Origin of the sequence: Cellulophaga sp. BC115SP (assembly GCF_009905545.1) — a bacterium.
Lineage (GTDB): Bacteria > Bacteroidota > Bacteroidia > Cytophagales > Spirosomataceae > Flectobacillus > Flectobacillus rivi.
The window spans coordinates 45,249-67,940 of the sequence record NZ_JAAALB010000031.1; the positions used below are offsets into that span (position 1 = coordinate 45,249).

Genomic DNA, 22,692 nt, shown 5'->3' on the forward strand with positions numbered 1-22,692 from the left:
AAATAAAGGTATTTTACTTTATCTCCGAAATCAGAAATCCCAAATTTGAAATTGTTTGAAATCCTTCGTACACTACTAGTTATGAATTATTATTAATACGCAATAGGCTTACTGTTTGGCGTATAAGGCTGTATTTATAGAAATACAGACAAACATGAAAAGCAAGCACTTTTTATATTATTGCTCAATTTTTCCTGCTTTCAAGAATATCGGAAAGCTTACTTGAAACGTCAAATTCTCCGTGTATTTCTCTCTACATCGCTGTATAAACTCCGTAACAGGATTACTGCCATTTTGCTGTATGTATCTTTGGACGCTCGACCATGTGTTTAGATACCCTTCCAACTGGTCAAAGTTCCAAAAATATTGCATCGAAAACTCAGGTGTTGGAATAGACTCAAAAGGAAAAGGAATCGTAGTGTATTTTTGGTCGATATGACCACGTTCGCCATCCCAATACGAACCAATTTGTTCTTGATAAAAATGTTGAAAATCTTGATTCAAAGTTGGGTATTCTTCAATCAATAAAGTGCCATATCCCCAGAAAGCTAATAGCGCATTAGGCTTTGCAATTCGTCTGATTTCTTGGTAAAAAGCTTCAAAATTAAACCAGTGAATAGCCTGTCCTACTGTGATTAAATCAAATGTAGCATCTGCAAAAGGCGTTTTTTCAGCCTGCGAGATTTGATAATGGATATTGCTCGCCTGAAAAGCATTATCTAACTGCTTTTGACTAATATCAGTAGCCTCGACTTTCTGAAACTTTTGGGCTAAAATTCTTGCTACTTGACCATTACCTGTGGCACAATCCCAAGCATTTTCAAACTTATCCACATATTGAAAGATAAAATCATAAAGCTCCTGTGGATAAGTCGGGCGAAACTGGGCGTATAAATTGGCTTGTGTTGAAAATCTGTCTTTGGGAAGCATAAATACATTGAGATTGCTTAAATGTTTTTATTTATTTTCAATCCTAATTTTTGATTTTATCCATCAGTGACTGATAAAATGTTTTGATAGAATCATTCACATTCTTAGGATTGGTCCATTGGGTTTTGTAAGAGAATTTTTTACCCTCCGAAAAAACGAGATAATGGTTCATATTACCCGTTTCATTCTGTGACAAGCTATCCAGATGAAGCCCTTGTACAGCCTTGAATATTTTTTGGGTTTGAGCTTTTGTCAGCTTCTGAATAACCTTTAAGGAGTCGCTTTTATTGGTTCGATAAAGAATTTCTCCAGAAGGTTTAATGGTATAAGATTGCCATAAATTAGCAAATCCACCACCCGAACCAACGGTAATTTCTTGTTCTTTCGGAATACTTTTGCAGGCAAACACGCCAAAAATGAAGCTAAAGAGTATAAGTTTTTTCATAGAATCCATGTTTAGGACTTAGTACTGTACGAAGGATTATAAAAACTGTTTATTTCGGATATGGGATATTGGATTTCGGAAGTGTAAGTTCCTATATTTTGAAAAAAATAAAGACATACCTCTCATATTTCCGAAATCAGAAATCCCAAATCTGAAATAGTTTGAAATCCTTCGTACATTCTTATTTAGGAATCGGGTATCTAAAAAAATATCGGGTAAAGTTATACACTCTACCCGATATTCATATAGTTGTATTTGAGAAAAATAAAGTTTATAGCGTCTGTAACTCTTGAACGGTCAACCAGCTCATTAAACCAGCACCAATTTCTAGCGCATTTTCATCAATATCAAATGTTGGCGTATGTACTCCCGAAATAATGCCACGCTCTTCGTTGCGAGTTCCTAAACGGTAGAAACAAGCATCTACATGATGTGTATAGAAGGCAAAATCCTCAGCAGCCAACCAAATATCCAAATCAATCACATTTTCCTGCCCCATATAATCAATCGCTGCACCTTTCATACGGCGTGTTAATTCTGGTTCGTTTTGCAAGAAAGGATACCCTTTTTGGATAAATACCTCACATGTTCCACCCATAGCTTCGGCAGTTAGTTCGGCAATTTTTCTGATTTTTTCCAAGCCTTCAGCACGCCATTGCTCGTCCATCGCTCTAAAAGTACCTTCGATATATACCTCATTTGGAATAACATTGGTTGCTCCGTTGGCAATTACTTTTCCGAAAGTCAATACTGAAGGATAACGAGGGTTACGGTTACGAGAAATAATTTGTTGCATCGACACAATGATATGCGAAGCTATCAATACAGGGTCGATACAGTTTTCAGGCATTGCTCCGTGTCCACCTTTTCCTTTTACAGTTAAATATAACTCATCTGCTGAAGCCATATACATTCCTTCGCGGAAACCGATTTTTCCAACAGGAATATTAGGAGCCACGTGCTGTCCCAACATTTTGTGAGGGGCAGGGTTTTGTAATGCTCCTTGCTCAATCATAATACTGGCACCACCTGGGGCTTTTTCTTCAGCGGGTTGAAATACCAACTTTACCGTTCCTTCAAAATCATTTTTGAGTTGACTCAAAATTCTTGAAGTACCCAATAAAGAAGCCGTATGCACATCGTGCCCACAAGCGTGCATTACACCAGGATTTTGTGATTTATAAGGTACATCATTGGCTTCGACAATCGGTAAAGCATCCATATCGGCACGCAAAGCCACCACTTTTTTATCAGGATTACGACCTTCGATGGTTGCAACTAAGCCTGTGTTAGCAATTTCGGTAGGAGTAATCCCCATCGATTTTAGCTGTTCGGCTACGTATTTTTGTGTATTAAATTCTTGGAACGAAAGCTCTGGGTTTGTGTGCAAATAACGACGATTGGCCACAAACTCACCCGCCATGGATGCAGCTAATTGTTTAATTTTATCTTTCATTTTTCTAAATATTTCGAGTAGCAATGGGTCTTTATTCAACCAAACTAGATAGCAAAGTTACATCACAACTAGCCTTTAGCCCAACCAATTACGTAAATTCTCATTATCATTATCTACTTGTCCTACCGTGAGGCGTAGGTTTTCGTCGAAACTAGCCTCAATTCCGTACCATGCCAAGCGTACTTGTACTTGTTCTTGCAAAGGAATATTTCCAGTAATACATTCTGCAAAATAGGTATCCAAACTACCTCCAAATACTTGCTCAGCTAATTGTTTATAATCGAATAAAGAATACCCTAATCCAGAATCTCCAAATTTTTCCCACATCAATCGTATGACATCATGAATAGATTTTTGATGTTGCGTTGCTTCACGAATCAAACCATCCAATAAAAAGGCAACAACCGCTCCTTTGTTATAAATTGATACACGACGATTAGGAATCGAAGCGCTATAACCATCAAGCCACAAGTCCATCGAAGCCTCAACCAATGACATTGGCGAACGTCCATCTTGTTCAAAATGGCGGCGAATGGTCGTAGTAAACTCATTCAAATAGGCATCTAACGAAAATACACCTGACTGTTTTAAGAAAACATCCCCCAAATACGTCGTAACACCTTCTGCTACAAAACCAGTGGGAAAATAATTTTCTTTAGTAAAATCGTAAGGCATCATCTCCACAGGACGAATCTTACAAATATTCCAAGCATGATATAGCTCATGCGAACTTACTCCTAATAAATCTGTATATAAACCATCTCCCTCAGTATCTGGACCCAGTACAATCATGGTTGAATTACGATGCTCAACGCCATGATAGAAGGCTACAGGCAATATCCAGTTGATAAAATGGTAGTCTTTTTCGGGGAAATCTCCCATGATATCAATTTGTTTTTCAGAAAAACGAGCAAAATCTGAAAGAATTTTCTCCCAGTTTGGCTGATAATTTCCCAAAAACCAAACATAAAATTGAATACCCGCTGCCTTATACGTTTGACACTGTAAATATGGACTTGCCAATACTGGAGAATCTACCAACTGATAGTAATCTTGTGCTAACAAAGTTTTTCCTTCTATTGGCATCCCACAAGCGATTTTATACTCATCGGTTATACCAAGCTCAACGGTACAAGGCTCGTGCATACGCCCACTTACATAAGGCAAACAGTTTACGAAGTTGACATACATCGTATTTTCATCTACGTATGAGCTGCCCGCATTAGCAAAAACGCCATTAGGATGCTGAATATAAGCGTAATAACGAAGTCTGATAGTTAATTTTGAGATATTTTTGGTATAGACTTTCCAGCGGTCTTTGTTTACTTTATGAAACTCCACGGGGTTTTGCTGTTCGTCAAAAATTTCGAACTGTTGAATATTTTTAGCAAAATTCTGTAGCTCATAACGTCCCGGGCGCCAAGCAGGTAATTGAATTTTTATACGGTCAGATGTAATGTTCTCCACCGCCAATTCTACAGTCAAGAAATGGTTTTGTGGATTTTCTGCATAAATTTTGTATCTCATATTTTATTGATATAGCTAAAGCCGCAAGGTACTATTATTCACAAAGAATCCAAAGTAACTCATAATCAACCTCCAAGCATTTAGAATCTTTTGTAAAAGTAGTTTGCAATTAAAAAATAATTAAGTACCTTTGCACTCCTAATTTCGGGGCAAAAGATTTTTGTATTTTGAAAATTTTCACTGATACTTCAGACATCCTTTGATAATTTTCCAAAATATCTCTGAAAATCAGTCAGTTCATATTGTAAAAGGCATTTCAATTTTCAATAGCAATGAAAAGAACGTTTCAACCATCGGTAAGAAAGAGAAAAAACAAGCACGGATTCCGTGAAAGAATGTCAACTGCAAATGGTCGCCGTGTATTGGCAGCTCGCCGTGCAAGAGGAAGACACAAATTGACAGTTTCAGACGAGAAGAGAGGTAAATAATACAAAGTTTCTGCGTTTCGTGTTTCAAGTATCGTGTGAACAGTTGCTCAACGCGATTCCAGAGACACTTACATGAGACTTTGCATGAAAGCAACTTTAAAGAAATCTGAACGACTTTCCAGTAAGAAGGTAATTGGTTCCCTCTTTGACAAGGGTAGTGAAAACACCAAATCGGTTTTTCTCTACCCTTTTCGTGTTTCTTATTTTCTACAAGAATTACCTAACGAAAATACAGAACCCGCACTTCCTCAGATGCTTATCTCTGTATCTAAGCGCTATTTCAAACACGCCGTTGACCGTAATCTAGTCAAACGTCGCACCAGAGAAGCTTATCGTCTCAACAAATCTATCCTGCTTCAAAAAAAGGACAACCCTCTACCAGCATCCATCGCTTTTGTGTATATTGGTAAAAAAATCGAAGATTTTGCTAAAATCGAAAAGTCGATGAAGAGTATTTTGCATAAAATGTAATTTTACCCGCAATATGCTTTAAGCAATATGCCTTAAGCTAAAAGCTGTACTTCCCTAATGACTAAGCTTACAGCCTAAAGTTTTTTGTCCTACAAAATAACACAATCGCTTTGGCTTCGTTATATTCTTATTGGTGTAGAAAGAAAGCTGAATTAATCCTATTATGAAATTAAAACGACCTTACCGAGCCCTTTTGGCGACTTCTGCTCTTGTTGGAAGTTTATCTCTTGCTTCATTTACCGACCAAGGAGAGCGTTTTTTTGAAATTGCCAAAAACCTTGATATCTATGCTACGCTTTTCAAGGAGCTAAATCGCTATTATGTCGACGAAATAAATCCAAATCGTACTATCAAAATGTCTATCGACGCCATGTTGAAGTCATTTGACCCATATACCGTATTCTATGCCGAAGACGATATTGAGGACTACATGACTATGACCACTGGCAAGTATAATGGCATTGGCATTGTAACGGGCAATCGTTCGGGACGTATTACCGTGATGGCTATCGACGAAGGAACTCCTGCTGAAAAATCAGGCTTGCGTATTGGCGACGAAATTATAAAAGTAGACGGTATTGAACTTAGTAAAAAAGGTATTGACCCTGGCAAGCTCATCAAAGGGCAAACGGGAACTGTCGTAAAACTTACCGTAAAACGCTACGGTAGCAATAAACTAGAAGAAATTAGTGTCACGCGCGATGTCGTTAAAATGAAAAATGTTACCTACTACGGTATGATTAACGACGAAGTAGGATATATAGACCTCAAGGATTTTAATACCACCGCTGCCAAGGAAGTTCGTCAGGCATTTGCTGAATTGAAGGAAAAAGGCATGAAAAAACTCATTCTTGACTTGAGAGAAAATCCTGGAGGTCTCTTGAATATGGCGGTAGATATTTGTAATATTTTCTTACCAAAAGATTCAGAAATTGTTTCAACCAAAGGAAAAGTCGAAGAGTGGAACAAAACCTATTCGGGGGTAAAAGCAGCTGTAGATGTAGATATGCCTATATCGGTGTTGACCAACTCGAGAAGTGCTTCGGCTGCTGAAATTGTCGCTGGTGTAATTCAAGACTACGATCGTGGAGTGTTGGTTGGACAAAGAAGTTATGGAAAAGGTCTGGTGCAAATCACTCGTGATTTACCTTACAATACCAAACTCAAAGTAACTACTGCCAAATACTATATCCCAAGTGGTCGTTGTATTCAAGCAATTGACTACAGTCACCGCAACCCCGATGGTAGTGTTGGTAAAGTGCCAGATTCGCTCATGACGGCTTTCAAAACCGTTCGTAGCGGTCGTACTGTTTATGATGGTGGTGGAATTTTACCTGATGTTGAAGTCGAAAAACCAACTCCTGCGGTAGTAACCCAATCATTGTCAGGAAGATTGATTTTGTTTGATTATGCTATCAAATACCATTTTGAGCATCCAACGATTAAGCCTGCCAAAGAATTTTCTTTGAGTGATGCCGAATATCAAGATTTTGTCAAATGGGCCGCTACACAAACTTTTGATTATACCACTCAGGCTGAAAAAGACTTGAATGAACTTGAGGCTTCTGCTAAAAAAGAAAGATATTATGACGCTGTAGCCGACCAGTTGAAAGCTTTGCGTACAAAGCTTTCACACAACAAAGAAGCTGATATGATGAAGTTTAAGGATGAAATCAAAACAGCTTTGGAGCAAGAAATTGTGGTACATTATTATTTGCAGAAAGGTACTCGTGAGCAGTCATTTGCTAAAGACCCAGAAATACAAGCAGCCCTTAAGTTATTTGGCGATATGAATCGCTATAACAATATCTTGAAAGGAAAGAAATAGTATTCTGGCTATAAATATTTCGTAAATTTGTGTGCTTGGGGAGCAATTCTCAAGCACATTTTTGTTTAGATAGAGTGAGATATTGATTTTAACCCACTCACCAATAAAAACATTCGCAAAGCGAAATCTCAAATCATTATGTCTCTGATAGTTAGTATCGATACTTCGACCAAAGTTTGTTCTGTAGCATTACACAAAGAAGGCAAACTATTAGGTCTGTCTGAATTATTTACTGAAAAATCGCATTCAGGTATGTTGACTACATTGGTTGAAAATGTAGTTAAACAAGCTGGCTATGAGCTTTCACAACTCGATGCCATTGCTGTTGCCAAAGGACCAGGTTCTTATACAGGCTTGCGCATTGGCGTATCTACGGCAAAAGGGCTTTCATTTGCTTTAGACAAGCCTTTATTATCAGTAAATACCCTCGAAGCCATGGCCGCACAGTTCAAAGATATGTACGGTGCTGATACGCTACTTTGCCCGATGATTGATGCGCGTCGCATGGAAGTTTACTGTGGTGTTTGGAATACCGAAATGGGAACAATTAGTGAAATTGAGGCCAAAATTATTGACGAAACAGCTTTTATCTCATTGTTAGAAAAACAGCCTATTGTATTTTTTGGAGATGGTGCTGCCAAGTGCAAAAGCCAAATTGCTCATCCTAATGCCCATTTCCCAAATACAGAGTTATATCCGTCAGCTCGCACAGTAGGTGTATTAGCTCACAAGGCTTTTCAAGAACAAGCATTTGAAAATGTGGTGAGTTTTGAGCCTTTCTATTTAAAAGACTTTGTTGGAACAACGCCCAAAGCTGCCCAAAACAAAGCCTAACATTTGTTAGGCATGAATCTTAAGTTTTATTATCATGGAACTAGACGACCCAATTATCAATAAAGTAGCCAGCAGTGGATTGGTTACACTCGACCTTGAGGATTATTATCATCAAGGCGAAAGAGTGATTTATGACCTGAAAGACAATCTATTCATGGGAATGATTTTGAAAGAAAAAGATTTTCGTGAGTTTCTCAAAAATCATGATTGGTCGATTTATGAAGGCAAAAATGTAGCTGTTATTTGTTCAGAAGACGCTATTATTCCGACATGGGCTTATATGCTTTTGGCACTTAAACTAAGTCCGTTTGCCAATGCTGTAGTATATGGCAATTTGGAGCAACTAGAAGATAAATTATACTATGACGCTATTGCCAAAATCAATCCTTTGGATTATGTAGACGCAAGAGTAGTGGTAAAAGGCTGTTCAAAAGTACCTGTTCCTACATCAGCGTATGTAGAAATCACTCAAAAGCTCATGCCTCACGTCAAAAGCCTCATGTTTGGCGAGCCATGTAGTACTGTGCCTCTTTACAAGAAAAAATAAAGAGATTTGAAAATATGGAAATTTGAAGATTTGAAAATGATTTTATAAGACAACGCAACACTTTATGCGATTGCTACTTGTTTATGGTATTTTTGTACTTGTATTCAACTACAAATACTATTTTTCAAATCTTCAAATCATCACCTCTTCAAATTTTCAAATTAAAATACTGCCTTTTCTCTTTTTCCCAAAAATGGAATCCAACTTGATTCTAGGCTTCCGCCCAAATCTCGAAGAAACATAATAAATGAGGGCTTAAATGGCTTACTTCTGAGTGGCATATTAGCCTCTTCGGGTGTTAAATCTCCTTTTTTTGAATTACATCTTCGACAGGCTGTCGTGAGATTATCCCATGTAGTACGTCCACCACGTGACTTTGGCATAACATGGTCGAGAGTAAGGTCATCTTTGGAGCCACAGTACTGACATACATTGTGGTCACGACGGAAGATATTTTGACGAGACAAAATGACACCTTTATAAGGCATATAAATATACTTGTGAAGGCGAATAACCGAAGGCATAGGAAAAGCCTGAGAAATACTATGTAATTGCTCGTTTTCGGATTCAGCCACCAAATCGGCCTTATTTAGGTACACTAACAAAAATGCTTTGGGAATAGAACAAACGGCTAATGCAGTGTAATCTTGATTCAATACTAAGACTTTCCGACCCATAACTAATTCAATTTTTAGTGAACAATATGGTCATCAGCCGAAGGTATTTTGTCAGTTACCTCTACTAATGACCTCAACGCTTGAGATGTTGGAATATATAGTTGTTATGAAACATGCTTATTTTAGTAAAATTCAATCGCACAAGGCTAACAGAAGGATGAAAACAAAACGGAAGCAGCTATTCAGAAATAGTAGTTTTCTTAAACCATTGAGTTTTCCAGATATTTGCAAATTAATGATAAATCTCAATAATACAACTCGTATATTCAAAAAATAGTTTTACCGTAATCATTTGCTAATGAATTGATTATATACGTAACAAAAGTGCTATCCTAAATTTATTAAAAGCCTATAGCTTCAAATAAAAAGGTCTGTATCGAAGTTGTTACACTGGGATACAGACCTATTTATTGTGTCATAAGATTGTATAGAAACTACGTTAGCCTCAGAGGTATCCTCCTTTTCAAACGATTAAAGCATTTAGTGATTAACTTCTCGTAAGTCTTGCCATATCTTTCAAAACACCATTCATGCAAGAACTTAATTTCATCGATGGCTAAGTTTTTAATTGCCTTTCTTAGCTCTTTTTCAAATAACTTTGCATCAAAACTTACTTTCTCAAGTATCATTTTGACATAGTCTAAAGCTGTCATAGTTTAAATTAGATTTAATAATCTTGGTTTTTAAGTTATTAGGTTAAACGGTTATTTAGGATTGAATAGTGTCTTCTTGAGCTAAAAGTCGTAAATTGCTTAACAATTAGCACTTCAGACACATAGGCATTTCTTCATCCCAAACTCAAAGTTTTCATTTTAGTGTGTCATATTCGCCAACGAATAAATCTAGAATTGAAAACAGTAAATCATTCAAAACCCATAAAATAGTATCTATTGACGAAAAACGGTGAAATTTACAAATAAATATATCAATATTCCAATATTATTTTGTTTTTTATTCAGCTATTCTCTAATAGCTCAGGAAAATACGCCTACGCTTGTTTTGGGTGAAAAGACGATCACGATGGATGGATTTTTTACCATAACAGCTGTGGTAAAAACAAATCCTGACCAGCCTTTTCCTGAATGTAAATTTCCTGAATTGATAGAATTTACCAAACGAGGATATTCTAAGTCTATTGCCCGTTCGGTCATTAATGGACAACCTACTGTAACTTATAATATTACCCAAAATTACCAGCCTAAAAAAGAAGGTACGTTAAAAATCAAACCATTTAAAGTACTGGTTAATGGCACCGAAATCAAAAATGAGGGAGTAGTTGTGATTGTCAATAAAGCTGTGGCCAACCCTAATCCTGAAACGGAGAATGAGGAAGCCTTGACATCTGTAGCTGAAGGCAATCAAAAAGACTTAGTGAATGTAAAAGAAAATGCTTTTTTGGCAATAAGTACCAATAAATTAGCGCCTTATGTAGGAGAAAACTTCACTTTAACACTGGCCTTTTACGTTGCAGAGAACAATACTGCCGATATTCAATTTGATCAAAATAACATTCAGATTCCTGAAATTATAAAAAAAATAAAACCTGAAAGTTGTTGGGAAGAGAGCTTTGGACTTACGGAAACGCAGACTTCAACTGTAAAATTGAATGGTAAAACCTACACACAATACAAGTTTTATCAGGCAACTTTTTATCCGCTTAATAACAAGAAAATTAGTATTCCTTCTGCAAGCCTTCGTTTGTTAAAAGACTTTGACGAAAAAGAATCTAAAAAACGTAATTATGTTACTTTTTCGAGTAAGGCTTTTACTATACAACCTAAAGATTTACCTTCTCATCCACTCAAACAGCAAGTATCCGTTGGTAACTTTTCTTTAAAAGAAAATATCAGTAATAATAAAGCCCAAACAGGGCAATCTATCGACTATCAAATTCAAATTATTGGTGATGGAAACATCTCTGTAATTCGTTTGCCTGAAGTTAAAAATGATAGCACCTTTGACTTTTTCCAACCTGATATTAACTCGATTGTATCGCCACAAGGCAGTAAAATTATTGGCACAAAATCTTTTACTTTTCATATTATTCCCAAACAGGCTGGTAACTTTGCAATGTCAAAGTATTTCAACTGGATATTTTTCAATCCAACTACAGCTCAATATGATACGCTAAAGCCCAAGGTGGTAATCCATACGAAGGGTCGAACTATTAGTACAGTAGATACTCCTAATGCTGAAAATTCGACGATTTATGATGGACTAGAGAATATCTCGACACCCGAAGGAACAAGCAACTTGGTGAGACTTCTCAAAAACGAAGCAAATATCATCATTATCATTATGCTGGCAGGATTAATTTATCTGTTTTTACCAGGCAAGAGAACCAGACAATAACATCGACTCATGGGCAATTTGAAGTACCCCTTGCCACGAGTCAAATCATTCAAAAAATGAGCAGTACATACGGTAAATTATTTAAAATTAGCACTTTTGGTGAATCGCACGGACAAGCAGTTGGGGTAGTGGTAGATGGGTGTCCAGCAGGAATTCCTTTTGATGCTGAATTTATTCAAAGTGAGTTAGACCGCCGTAAGCCAGGGCAGTCACGTATTACAACGCAACGTCGCGAGGCCGATGAGTTTCAGGTAGTTTCAGGTGTATTTGAAGGAAAAACCACAGGTACGCCAATCGCTATGTTGGTTTGGAATGGCGACCAACGTTCGAAAGACTATTCACATATTGCTCAACAATTCAGACCTTCGCACGCTGACTTTACCTATCAAGCCAAATATGGCGTCCGTGATTATCGTGGTGGTGGTCGTAGCTCAGCTCGTGAAACGGTTGCCCGTGTTGCAGCAGGTGCTTTGGCAAAGTTGGTATTAAAAAATATTGGTATAGATATCAAAGCTTACGTTTCGCAAGTTGGTAAGTTAAAATTAGAAAAATCTTATCAGGAGCTCAACTTGGCATTGGCAGAAGAAAATGCTGTTCGTTGTCCAGACCCAGCCTTGGCGCAAGAAATGTTCGATTATATTGATGAAACTCGTAAAAAAGGAGATTCAATTGGAGGAATTGTGGACTGCGTGGTAACAGGAACACCAGTTGGATTAGGCGAACCAGTATTTGATAAACTTCATGCCGAACTTGGTAAAGCCATGTTAAGTATCAATGCTGTAAAAGGCTTTGAATATGGCAGTGGTTTTGCTGGCGTAGAAATGTACGGCTCTGAGCACAACGACGAGTTTTTTATCGAAGATGAACAAGTAAAAACCAAATCCAATCATTCTGGAGGTATCCAAGGTGGTATTTCAAATGGTGCTGATATTTACTTCAGAACAGCCTTCAAGCCAGTCGCAACCATTATGCAGGACCAAGCGAGCGTTGACCAAGAAGGTAATACCGTTACGGTTTCTGGCAAAGGACGCCACGACCCATGTGTAGTACCACGTGCAGTACCTATTGTAGAAGCAATGGCTGCTTTGGTTTTGGTAGACTTTTACCTTCGTAACCGTGCCACACAAGGATTGGCGTATGAACAAGAAGAAAAATTAGAGTTTTAATGCAAAAGAATAATTCCCTTTTTTCAGATGAGTATTTTATGCAATTGGCACTTTACCAAGCAGAGATAGCCATGGAAAAAGGGGAAATTCCAGTAGGAGCAGTGGTCGTTTGTCAAAACACCATCATTGCTAAAGCACATAATCAGACAGAACTCTTACAGGATGTAACCGCTCATGCTGAAATGTTGGCGCTAACGGCAGCGGCCAATACTCTTGGAGCAAAATACCTTCGAGATTGTACTTTGTATGTGACACTCGAACCTTGTATTATGTGTGGAGGAGCTTTGTATTGGTCTCAAATAGGCAAAATTGTCATTGGTGCCATGGACGATAAAAGAGGTTGCTCCAAAGTGAGTCCGAAAATTTATCATCCCAAAACACAAGTCATCACAGGCGTATTGCAAGAGGTATGTGAAGCTATGCTTAAAAGCTTTTTCAAAAAACTACGTTAGCATATTCTTCATACCATTGGCTCATTCAGTTCTTAGATTTTCCTTAATAAACACCCTCTAGAGGAACTTATAGCCACTGAAGGCAGTTTTTTAGACAAAGACTCATAGTCAAAAACAAAGACAACTTAGTTATAGATTGTAGTATCAGCCTAAATGATTCATTGGACAGTCTATTTCTAAAGTACTCAACAGATATATTTTAAACTCAATTAACTTAATTAACTTAAAAAAATGGCATTCGTATTAGACCCACTACCATACGCTAACGACGCGTTGGAGCCGCATTTTGATGCATTGACAATGGAAATCCACCATGACCGTCACCACAATGCTTACGTAACAAACTTGAACGCTGCTGTAGCAGGTACAGAATTAGAAGGTAAGTCTTTGGAAGAGCTTTTGGCTTCTATCAGCACGCTTTCACCAGCAGTTCGTAACAACGGCGGTGGTCACTTCAACCACAACTTGTTCTGGAATATTCTTTCTCCAAACGGTGGTGGAGCTCCAGTAGGTGCATTGGCTGAAGCTATCAATGCTAAATTTGGTTCTTTCGATGAGTTCAAAGCTGAATTCAAAAAAGCGGCTATCAGTCGTTTTGGTTCAGGTTGGGCTTGGTTAGTAGCTCAAAAAGATGGTTCTATCGCTATCTCTTCTACGCCAAACCAAGACAACCCATTGATGGACGTAGCTGATGTTAAAGGTTTTCCTGTAATCGGCTTAGACGTTTGGGAACACGCTTACTACTTGAAGTTCCAAAACAAACGCCCAGATTATATCGACGCATTCTGGAATGTAATTGACTGGAATATCGCTGAAGCTAGATACCAATCAGCTAAAGCCTAGATAATCAAAAACTTAGGCAATACTTTGATTTTTTTTGTAAAAAAAAGCCTCAAAGTATTGCCTAATAGTGATAAAATACCTAATTTTGCATCACTAAAAAACACGGAGAGTGTAGCTCAGTTGGTTAGAGCATCGGTTTGTGGTACCGAGGGTCGTGGGTTCGAGCCCCATCATTCTCCCCAAAAGGTTATCTGAAAAGATAACCTTTTTTATTTTACCCCAATCAGTACCATTTTTCTATTCCTGCTGGTGCTGTCCATTGGAATTTAGGCTCATAATGCTCCCAAACTATTTTTGAAACGTTTCTTAATAATTGATACCCTTCATTATTTCTCGTCCATGATTCGTCCTTTTGATTTTTAGTGGTAACACAAACTACATAGTCACCAGAAGGAGCATTTACTAAAAATACCTCAGATCTTGACTGATTTACTGCACCTTGTTTAGATGCCACCTGAATCGTTGGAGGAATTTGACTTAGTGCTTCGCCATCCCAATAAATTCTCACCATATTGCGGTAAATACGCTCGCTAGCAGCAGGATTAATTACTTCCCCTTTTCTAATTTTTACTAATAATTCAGCCATTTCTCTAGGGGTAGTTTGTCCCCAGCCATAAATTTTACGATAGGACTCACGACCAGCAGTACGCGAATTGACCCTAGTATTTTCAAAACCATTAGCAGCTAGCCATTCGTTGATAGCTGTACCTGTAGCCATAGCCTGACACCAAAGACTGGCGGTGTTGTCAGAAGTAGTAATCATCAGCATAGCAACTTTGCTCAAAGCGATTTTTTCACCATCCTTAAACGATCCTAAAATATCTTCTCCCGCATACAAAAGGGAGTCTTTGTAGGTAAGAATCGCGTGATAATCCAATTCGCCTTTCTCGATTTTGTTGAACAACCCAATGGTTATAGGCACCTTAATCATACTTGCCGTTGGAAAAACGGTATCTGCTTGAATAGCAACGCCCGTGTTTTTTTTCAGATGTTTCACATAAATGCCCGCCACACCTTGAAAGTTATTCACGAGAACTTGAAGCTTTTTCTCCAGTGCTTTATCCGTTTTGAAAGAATTCGTGGGAGCTTGGGCAAAGAGTTGAGAAGAAAATAAAATGAACAGAATCTTGAGGTAAAATGTTTTTCTCATAGTTTTTGATGAAATTGTTAAAAGTTTATAAAAGGCAAACGCCTTTCAACCAATTTACTATTTATCGAGCAATTACAATCTCTCTCGTACCTATAAAATGCAACAATTCATTTTTATTTTCTTAGCTTTTCTTTGTGGGGCTGTATTTCCTACGCAGGCTGCATTTAATGGCAAAATGGCCGCAATTGTTGGTCATCCGATTTTGGCGGCTATCCTCTCATTTATCACAGGGCTCATTGTTTTGATTGTCTATGCAGTTATCACCCAGATACCTATGCAACAATTTACGGCATTCCGTACAGCGCCTTGGTATGTTTGGTTGGCGGGTATCTTAGGCGCTTTTTATGTAAGCACGATTGTGGTATTAATGCCTCGATTAGGAGTAGCCTTAACTTTTGGTTTGGTGATAGCTGGGCAAATGACCATTTCGATACTAATGGACCATTTTGGTTTATTTAATCTTCCTGTACGTGAAATATCAGCAGGACGCCTCTTGGGGGCACTTTTATTATTAGCAGGTGTTGTACTTATTCGTAAATTCTAATGACAAAGATGAAATTTTGTCCACAATGTGGAAAAGAACTCGTGTATAAAATCAAAGATGGCAGAGATAGACATTTTTGTCCCGACGAAAGTGAATGTGGATATGTCCACTGGAACAATCCTATTCCTGTTGTAGCCGCCATAGTAGAACATGAAGGAGAAATTATTTTGGCACGCAATGCCGCTTGGCCAGCCACATGGTATGCCCTCATTACAGGATTTTTAGAGTCTGGAGAAACACCCGAAGAGGGAATTATTCGTGAGGTAAAAGAAGAACTAAATCTTGACGGCGAAATCGTTGAATTAGTAGGTCTATATGAATTTCACCGAATGAACCAGTTGATTATTGCCTATCACATCAAAGCTACGGGCAGTATCCAACTTTCGGAAGAACTGGTGGATTACAAACGTCTAAAACCTGAAGAAATCAAGCCTTGGCCAGCAGGTACTGGACGAGCTGTACAAGATTGGCAAGCTAAAAGAGGTATTTTCAACGAAATGTTTGATTTTACAAAAAGCTCATCAGCTACAGATGAATAAACTCAACTGCTAAGTAGAATCGCTAGCCAAAGACGAGACATATTGTTAACTTTAACACTAATCTCTTCAAAAAATAAAGCTTAAACAGCTTCAATTATATGTATTCTCCTCGCACAACTATGAAAAAGATCTCTCTTTGCTTTCTTGGGGTTGCACTAATGCTTCTATGTCAACATAGCTTTAGCCAAAAGTTTTTTGATCCTTCGGTCAAAAAAGTATTATTTCTCGGAAATAGTATTACCTATTCAGGCGAATATATCCAGCTATTCGAAACGATTTATCGTTTACAAAATCCAGAAAGTAAGGTAGAGTTTTATAATTGTGGACTTCCGAGCGAGACAGTTTCGGGGCTTTCTGAAGAAGGGCACGCCAATGGTCGATTCCCTCGCCCAGTATTATTTGAGCGTCTTGATAGGGTTTTGAAAATGATTCATCCAGATGTTGTTATTGCTACTTATGGCATCAACGATGGTATTTATCAGCCTTTTTCAGAAGAACATTTTTTGAAGTTTCAGGAAGGTATCCAAAAACTTCATCAGCAAGTAGAAGCCATGGGGGCAAAAATTATCCATGTGACACCTTCGGTTTATGAAGAAAAGAAAAACGACGCGACATTCAACTACGCTGAGGTCATGGATCGCTATGCACAATGGCTTATTACTCAAAAAAAATGGGAGGTTATTGACACTCATTTTCCTATGAAAAAGGCTTTGGAAGAAGCCAAAAAGAAAAACCCAGATGCTACGCTCGCCTCTGATGGTGTGCATCCCAACTCACAAGGGCACTGGATAATCTGTAGAAATATGTTGACCTATTTTGGCTTGAAAAAAGCCAAAAATGCAGAGGTTTGGACAGAATTATATCCTAATCGCTCGGTAAGTAATCTGTTATTACTTTTCCAGAAAATCCAAGCAAGACATAATATCCTCAAAAACGCCTGGCTTCGAGCAACCCAACACACACGCCCAGAAATGCCTGAGGGTTTACCAATGGATGAAGCTCTCACAAAAGCAAAAGTCCTTCAAATTGAAATAGATAGTCTTTTGAAATAAGCAAAACCCTTTTCACCGACAAGCTTTTCCTATTCACCGAGAAAGCTCATTCGTCAAGTCATTTTTTTTGTAGATTTGATTGGTTTACGCTCAAATTTTCATGCTCAATAACTTCATATACAAGCGGGTAATAGGAGGGATGGCACTATTAGCTGCCCTTCTGGTCAATTTACCGATTATTATTCTCAACTTAGAACATTTACACAATTGGCAAATTGCCTTAATTGATGTAACAGTACAGGTATTTTGTTGCTTTGTGCTTGGGATAAGTGTAGTTGGGGTTTTGATGGAGAAAACACCCTATATCTGGGTAAATCATTTCAAAATGCTTGTGATTTGTGGCTTATTGATAGGTTATTGCTTTATGTTGGCAGGGCTCAACAGCCTATTTCTTCCTGTGCGGATGGGCATGATTTCATCGATTATCATGCGTGGAGCGGTAGTGATAGTCATGATGTACCTATGGAGCAAAAATCTTATTGAGGCTGAAAGAAAAAATGCACTTTTACTCGAAAACCAGCAATTGAAACATGACAACGTGCTTTTTCAATTAAATGCGCTCAAAAATCAGCTAAATCCTCATTTTTTATTCAATTCACTTAATACCCTCAGTTGGTTAATTAACCAAGATACCGCCAAAAGTCAGGAGTATTTACAAAAACTTTCGCAGGTATTGCGCTATTCGTTGAGTATGCAGGAACAACAGTTAGTGAGTTTAAAAGATGAATTGATATTGGTAGAAAATTATGTTTTTTTGTTACAAATGCGTTTTGGCAATAATTTACACATTAATATTAGTCCAATAGAGCCCACACCTTATCAGATTTTACCTCTTTCAATTCAGTTATTGATAGAAAATGCTATCAAACACAATGTGGTGTCATCGAGTAAGCCATTGCAAGTTGATATTTCATTTGAAGAAGAACATATCATAGTTTCGAATAAGATTTCACCCAAACTTCACGCTGAAGGCACAGGTATTGGCTTAGCCAACCTAGACAATCGATATAAACTTATGACAGGCAAAAGTATTTCGATTCAAAAAGGTACATTATTTACCGTTAGATTACCCTTGATTAAGCAATCATAAAAATGGATCATCCACTAAAAATAGTCATTGTAGAAGACGAGCCCGCAGCCGCAAGCCAATTGCAATTTTTGTTGGGGCAGATAGATACTCCCGTAGAAATTATTCACATCATTGAAGGCGTTGAAGAAGGTTTGGCTTGGTTTCAGGAGAATACAATGCCCGATTTGATTTTATCTGATATACAATTATCAGATGGGGTATCTTTTGAAATATATGAACAAATCACTTTAGAAACACCCATTATTTTTACTACTGCTTTCGACGAATATGCTATTCGGGCTTTCAAGCTTAATAGCATTGACTATCTATTAAAACCTATCGATCAAGAAGCGCTTACGGCTGCGATTCAAAAGTTTAAGAATCAGCAGCTTTATCATTATTCTCAGTTGCAATCGCTTCTTGCACAACAGGCTTTTATTGCAAAAAGTTATCGACAAAGTTTTTTAGTCAAATTTAGAGACAAGCTTCTTCCTATTAAAACTGAGGATTTTGCCTTTTTCTATATTGACCAAGGTATCGTTTATGGTCAATTATTGGATGGAAAAAAGTACAGTTTAGAGTACAAATTAGAAGATTTAGAGCAACAGCTCGACCCAGCCTATTTTGTGAGAGTCAACAGGCAGTTTATACTTAGCAGAGACTGTGTCGTTACCATCGAGAGTTATCCACATAGTCGTGTGAATATCCAAACCCAGCCCCAAGCACCCTCTGATATTGTTATTAGCAAAGAAAAAGTAACATGGTTTAAGAAATGGTTGGCAAATCAAGTAACAATAAAGGCGTAAGGAGAACATTTCCCTACGCCTTTATTGTTGTCTCTATAAGCATTCTCATGAGTTTTTTGTAGATTGGAAACAGATTTACATATCAATACTTTGATATTTGCCCGAATAACCTAATTCCAAACCTAAAAGTAAATCAAGCCCTACAAGCATGTTACATCATTTTCCTTTTTATTTATCCTTAATTTTACTCATTATCATTCTGATTATTGTCGCCGACCGAATCAGAGTGGCATATCCTATTTTGTTGGTATTGGGTGGACTTGGTTTAAGTTTTATTCCAAGTGTTCCTGACATCGAAATTGATCCTGAATTAATCTTTATCATCTTTTTACCACCGCTATTATCCGAAGCAGCCTGGTCTATTTCGTGGAAAGAACTCTGGAAATGGAGGCGGATTATTACCAGTTTTGCCTTTCTGATTGTATTTCTTACAGCATTTGTTGTGGCGCTTGTTGCCAATAGCTATATCCCAGGTTTTTCTTTGGCATTGGGTTTCTTGTTAGGAGGTATTGTGTCGCCACCCGACGCTGTAAGCGCAGGTGCTATTATGAAGTTTGTACACGTTCCAAGTCGTTATCAATCAATTATTGAGGGTGAAAGTTTATTAAACGATGCCTCAAGTTTGATTGTATTTCGTTTTGCCCTTATTGCTGTGGGTACAGGGCAGTTTATTTGGCACGATGCTATTTTAAGTTTTGGTTGGATGGTCTTTGGAGGTGTGGGTATTGGTTTGGCTGTAGCTTATGGCTTCTTCAAAGCACACCGTTTATTACCGACCGATGTCAATATGGATATTGTTTTGACACTCGTGGCTCCTTATATGATGTATATCGCCGCCGAAACGGTACATAGTTCAGGAGTTATGGCTGTAGTAAGCGGAGGCTTGTTTTTGGCACAGCGAAAGCACCTTTTCTTAAATAGTAGTGGACGTATCAAAGGTTTTTCGGTATGGGAAAGTCTTTGTTTTGTGCTCAATGGATTAGTATTTATGATTATTGGTCTTGCTCTTCCTACCATTACGAAAGGACTTGGAAACGTAAGTATAAGTGAAGCGATAGGTTACGGTGTGATGATTACGGTGGTACTGATGGTAAGCAGAATTTTATCGGCGTATGGTGCCGTAGTGACTACCTTAATAGCTCGAAATTTTATTACTGTAGCCGAAAAAAGAAACCCAGGTTATAAGGCTCCATTGGTAATAGGTTGGGCAGGGATGCGTGGTGTAGTATCTTTGGCTGCGGCACTCTCAATTCCTGAAACGCTAGAAAATGGGGCACCTTTTCCACAACGCAATTTGATTTTGTTTATCACTTTTATTGTGATTTTGCTAACGTTATTGCTTCAAGGATTGACTTTACCTATTTTGATAAAGAAAATCAATCTTTTGCGAGACAACGAGGTTTTGCCTGGCGAATCTCATTATCAGGATATGTATCGTAGGTTGACAAACCAAAGTCTTGATTATTTGCATGCTAATTATGAAGAACAAATTACAAGACAACCTATTCTGAAAAAGATTGTGGAAAAATGGGAAGAAGAAGGCAAAGAATTTGATAATATTCGTCTCGACCAAGAATGTAAACTGGTATATGTAGATATGATTAATCATCAACGAGAATGGCTTCGTGAGTGGAACAAAGACCATGAGGTAGACGAAGGTATCGTTCGTCGTCATTTATATCGTTTGGACTTAGAAGAAGAAAAATTGAAGTATAGGTAAGTTAAGTTTTTTATAACTTTTTACTTGATTAACTACTTACATCTGCTTACAGCAGAAAAATCTCATGTATAAATTGTTTGCTCAGTTTTTGATTGCATTGGTACGCGTTTATCAGGCGATTATCTCTCCATATTTCCCTAATGCTTGTCGCTACAACCCAACGTGTTCACAATACATGATTGAGGCTATTCAAGAATGGGGGATTTGGAAAGGAACTCGTCTGGGGCTAAAACGTATTTCCTCTTGTCATCCTTGGGGAGGCAGTGGGCATGATCCTGTACCTCGTAAAGGTGAGCAGCACTAAATATAGGTGAGTAAAAAGAAGAACAATATATCAGTTATTATAATGAACCCTTCATCAAAAGAATTCAATCAATATCCTCCACAGATATATTATTAATTTAATCTTTCCTATTCTTAGTTGGATGCCGAAATCCACAATCCTTTAGGTGTTTCTTGCCTAACCCCTTTTTATGTTATGGAAAAAAAGATTCTTAATAAAATTCCTACCAATATCATTACAGGTTTTTTAGGTGTTGGTAAAACCACCACTATTCTACATATCCTCAGACACAAACCTGCCGATGAACGCTGGCTCGTGATTGTCAACGAATTTGGGGATGTCTCTATCGATCATATCCCCATGGAAGGACAAAGCCAAGGTCAAGAAATGGCAGTTCGCTATGTCGCTGGCGGATGTATCTGTTGTACTGCAAACTTACCTCTACAGACTACCCTTACGCAAAGTATTCGTCAGGTAAAACCGCATCGTATTTTGATAGAACCCACAGGAATAGCGCACCCCGAAGCTATTATTGATTTATTGCAAGGGGAGTTCTTGTCAAAAGTAATTGACTTACGTGCGACTATTTGTTTGGTCAATCCTATTCAATTAATGAATGATAAGTACTTTGACGATGAAGTGTATCAAGATCAAATTACGCTGGCAGACGTTTTGGTCGCTAATAAGGCAGATTTAGCGGGCGATGAACTGCTTCAAAAATTTGCTAAATGGGCACAAGCGCTTTTCCCCCCCAAGGTCATGATTGCAGCGGTGGAAAAAGGCGAAATTGACCTTGATTGGCTTGACATAGAGCCTTATCCACATCGTAAAGCGGTGTATATGAATGCTCATTCAAATCAACTAGAAAATATACAAATTACTGAAAATCAGGAAGAAAATCTACAACCTTTACCTAATAAGCCAATCAAACGAGAAGGACGTGCTTTGGGTACTTTTGGATGTGGTTGGGTCTTTCATCCAGACGAAATTTTCTCAAAAAATCAATTATTAGCTTGGATTGACTCATTAAAAGGCTTCGAAAGAATCAAAGGTGTATTTAGAATAGGAGAAAAAAACTGGACTTTTATCAATAAAACAACCGATGAACCAGCGAATGAATGCTCGATAGCTTATCGTAAAGACAGTAGAATTGAGATAATTTCCTTAAAACCAGTCACTTGGTCATTAATAGAAAAACAGTTGTTGGATTGTCGTAAAAGTGACCCAAATCAAGTCGATATTCCAAGTTTTAAAATGCCTTTCAATCTAAAATAATAAACATGAGTCATCTTAAATTGAGTGAATTGAGATTGAGTGAATGAGTGATTATTTTAAATAGGTATTTTATTAGTAGAGATGCAATGCTTGCGTCTTAAGCCTAGTAGAATCTAGCGAGATAGTATCAAAAAAAGGGGGCAGAAAACAATTTTCGGCCCCTTTTTTTTGATGAAAACTTGGATAATAATCCCAACCTTAAATTCGGGATGACTCCTATTTTACTATACCCAGCTTTTTTAAGTAGGCATATTTTTTTGATAATGAGACATTTGCATTTTTATCCATCTTAAAAAGC

At 37.8% G+C, this 22,692-nt stretch carries 24 protein-coding genes and 1 tRNA gene; 18 read left to right on the forward strand and 7 right to left on the reverse strand.

Going from position 1 to position 22,692, the window contains the following annotated elements; all coding sequences use genetic code 11:
- Positions 1–177: 177 nt before the first annotated feature.
- The 4 genes from GVN22_RS19095 to GVN22_RS19110 all read right to left on the reverse strand — a co-directional run bounded on the left by GVN22_RS19095 (position 178) and on the right by GVN22_RS19110 (position 4,358).
- The gene (locus GVN22_RS19095) at positions 178–930 is read right to left on the reverse strand and encodes a class I SAM-dependent methyltransferase (RefSeq protein WP_166552611.1); all 753 of its coding nucleotides are present in this window, start codon (positions 928–930) and stop codon (positions 178–180) included.
- A gap of 43 nt (positions 931–973) precedes the next feature.
- On the reverse strand, positions 974–1,375 hold the full coding sequence (locus GVN22_RS19100) for a hypothetical protein (RefSeq protein ID WP_166552612.1): 402 nt from the start codon (positions 1,373–1,375) through the stop codon (positions 974–976).
- Positions 1,376–1,646: 271 nt separating this feature from the next.
- Positions 1,647–2,831 (reverse strand): M20 family metallopeptidase, encoded by a 1,185-nt coding sequence (locus GVN22_RS19105; protein WP_166552613.1) that lies wholly within the window; start codon positions 2,829–2,831, stop codon positions 1,647–1,649.
- Positions 2,832–2,906: 75 nt separating this feature from the next.
- Positions 2,907–4,358 (reverse strand): M61 family metallopeptidase, encoded by a 1,452-nt coding sequence (locus GVN22_RS19110; protein ID WP_166552614.1) that lies wholly within the window; start codon positions 4,356–4,358, stop codon positions 2,907–2,909.
- A 272-nt stretch (positions 4,359–4,630) separates the two neighbouring features.
- On the opposite strand from GVN22_RS19110, the gene rpmH reads away from it, so the two are divergent.
- The 5 genes from rpmH to GVN22_RS19135 all read left to right on the forward strand — a co-directional run bounded on the left by rpmH (position 4,631) and on the right by GVN22_RS19135 (position 8,466).
- Positions 4,631–4,786, forward strand: coding sequence for a 50S ribosomal protein L34 (gene rpmH, locus GVN22_RS19115; protein ID WP_095161102.1), 156 nt, complete (start codon positions 4,631–4,633; stop codon positions 4,784–4,786).
- A gap of 84 nt (positions 4,787–4,870) precedes the next feature.
- A complete protein-coding gene (gene rnpA, locus GVN22_RS19120) occupies positions 4,871–5,257 on the forward strand; it encodes a ribonuclease P protein component (RefSeq protein WP_166552615.1) in 387 nt (128 codons plus the stop codon).
- Between the two features lie 163 nt (positions 5,258–5,420).
- On the forward strand, positions 5,421–7,085 hold the full coding sequence (locus GVN22_RS19125) for a S41 family peptidase (protein ID WP_166552616.1): 1,665 nt from the start codon (positions 5,421–5,423) through the stop codon (positions 7,083–7,085).
- Between the two features lie 138 nt (positions 7,086–7,223).
- Complete coding sequence (gene tsaB / locus GVN22_RS19130; RefSeq protein WP_166552617.1) at positions 7,224–7,919, forward strand: tRNA (adenosine(37)-N6)-threonylcarbamoyltransferase complex dimerization subunit type 1 TsaB; 696 nt, start codon at positions 7,224–7,226, stop codon at positions 7,917–7,919.
- A gap of 34 nt (positions 7,920–7,953) precedes the next feature.
- Positions 7,954–8,466, forward strand: coding sequence for a DUF2480 family protein (locus tag GVN22_RS19135; protein ID WP_166552618.1), 513 nt, complete (start codon positions 7,954–7,956; stop codon positions 8,464–8,466).
- Positions 8,467–8,627: 161 nt separating this feature from the next.
- Here the strand turns inward: GVN22_RS19135 and GVN22_RS19140 are convergent, their stop codons facing one another.
- Both GVN22_RS19140 and GVN22_RS19145 read right to left on the reverse strand, forming a co-directional pair.
- Complete coding sequence (locus GVN22_RS19140) at positions 8,628–9,143, reverse strand: HNH endonuclease (RefSeq protein WP_166552619.1); 516 nt, start codon at positions 9,141–9,143, stop codon at positions 8,628–8,630.
- Positions 9,144–9,577: 434 nt separating this feature from the next.
- Complete coding sequence (locus GVN22_RS19145; protein WP_166552620.1) at positions 9,578–9,796, reverse strand: hypothetical protein; 219 nt, start codon at positions 9,794–9,796, stop codon at positions 9,578–9,580.
- 250 nt (positions 9,797–10,046) lie between these two features.
- Between GVN22_RS19145 and GVN22_RS19150 the strand changes: the two genes are divergently transcribed.
- The 5 genes from GVN22_RS19150 (at position 10,047) to GVN22_RS19170 (ending at position 14,138) form a co-directional block, all read left to right on the forward strand.
- Positions 10,047–11,495, forward strand: a complete 1,449-nt coding sequence (locus GVN22_RS19150) for a BatD family protein (RefSeq protein ID WP_166552621.1) — start codon at positions 10,047–10,049, stop codon at positions 11,493–11,495.
- Between the two features lie 56 nt (positions 11,496–11,551).
- A complete protein-coding gene (aroC, locus tag GVN22_RS19155; RefSeq protein WP_166552622.1) occupies positions 11,552–12,661 on the forward strand; it encodes a chorismate synthase in 1,110 nt (369 codons plus the stop codon).
- On the forward strand, positions 12,661–13,113 hold the full coding sequence (locus GVN22_RS19160) for a nucleoside deaminase (RefSeq protein WP_166552623.1): 453 nt from the start codon (positions 12,661–12,663) through the stop codon (positions 13,111–13,113). Before aroC ends, GVN22_RS19160 begins: the two co-directional genes overlap by 1 nt.
- A gap of 231 nt (positions 13,114–13,344) precedes the next feature.
- On the forward strand, positions 13,345–13,956 hold the full coding sequence (locus GVN22_RS19165) for a superoxide dismutase (RefSeq protein WP_166552624.1): 612 nt from the start codon (positions 13,345–13,347) through the stop codon (positions 13,954–13,956).
- 105 nt (positions 13,957–14,061) lie between these two features.
- Positions 14,062–14,138: transfer RNA gene (locus tag GVN22_RS19170), tRNA-His, on the forward strand.
- A gap of 41 nt (positions 14,139–14,179) precedes the next feature.
- On the opposite strand, the gene GVN22_RS19175 is transcribed toward GVN22_RS19170, so the two are convergent.
- Complete coding sequence (locus GVN22_RS19175) at positions 14,180–15,106, reverse strand: serine hydrolase (RefSeq protein ID WP_166552625.1); 927 nt, start codon at positions 15,104–15,106, stop codon at positions 14,180–14,182.
- A gap of 97 nt (positions 15,107–15,203) precedes the next feature.
- On the opposite strand from GVN22_RS19175, the gene GVN22_RS19180 reads away from it, so the two are divergent.
- From GVN22_RS19180 to GVN22_RS19215, 8 genes are all read left to right on the forward strand, one after another.
- Positions 15,204–15,650 (forward strand): DMT family transporter, encoded by a 447-nt coding sequence (locus tag GVN22_RS19180; RefSeq protein WP_166552626.1) that lies wholly within the window; start codon positions 15,204–15,206, stop codon positions 15,648–15,650.
- Entirely contained in the window at positions 15,650–16,189 is a 540-nt protein-coding gene (locus GVN22_RS19185; RefSeq protein ID WP_166552627.1) for an NUDIX domain-containing protein, read from the forward strand. Before GVN22_RS19180 ends, GVN22_RS19185 begins: the two co-directional genes overlap by 1 nt.
- Positions 16,190–16,308: 119 nt before the next feature.
- On the forward strand, positions 16,309–17,241 hold the full coding sequence (locus GVN22_RS19190) for an SGNH/GDSL hydrolase family protein (RefSeq protein WP_205690963.1): 933 nt from the start codon (positions 16,309–16,311) through the stop codon (positions 17,239–17,241).
- A gap of 139 nt (positions 17,242–17,380) precedes the next feature.
- Entirely contained in the window at positions 17,381–18,331 is a 951-nt protein-coding gene (locus GVN22_RS19195) for a sensor histidine kinase (RefSeq protein ID WP_205690964.1), read from the forward strand.
- 2 nt (positions 18,332–18,333) lie between these two features.
- Positions 18,334–19,116, forward strand: a complete 783-nt coding sequence (locus GVN22_RS19200; RefSeq protein ID WP_166552629.1) for a LytTR family DNA-binding domain-containing protein — start codon at positions 18,334–18,336, stop codon at positions 19,114–19,116.
- A 148-nt stretch (positions 19,117–19,264) separates the two neighbouring features.
- The gene (locus GVN22_RS19205) at positions 19,265–20,836 is read left to right on the forward strand and encodes a Na+/H+ antiporter (RefSeq protein WP_166552630.1); all 1,572 of its coding nucleotides are present in this window, start codon (positions 19,265–19,267) and stop codon (positions 20,834–20,836) included.
- A gap of 64 nt (positions 20,837–20,900) precedes the next feature.
- Positions 20,901–21,140: a membrane protein insertion efficiency factor YidD gene (yidD, locus tag GVN22_RS19210; protein ID WP_166552631.1), complete on the forward strand. Its 240-nt coding sequence runs from the start codon at positions 20,901–20,903 to the stop codon at positions 21,138–21,140.
- Positions 21,141–21,314: 174 nt separating this feature from the next.
- A complete protein-coding gene (locus GVN22_RS19215; protein WP_166552632.1) occupies positions 21,315–22,394 on the forward strand; it encodes a GTP-binding protein in 1,080 nt (359 codons plus the stop codon).
- Positions 22,395–22,692: the final 298 nt, after the last annotated feature.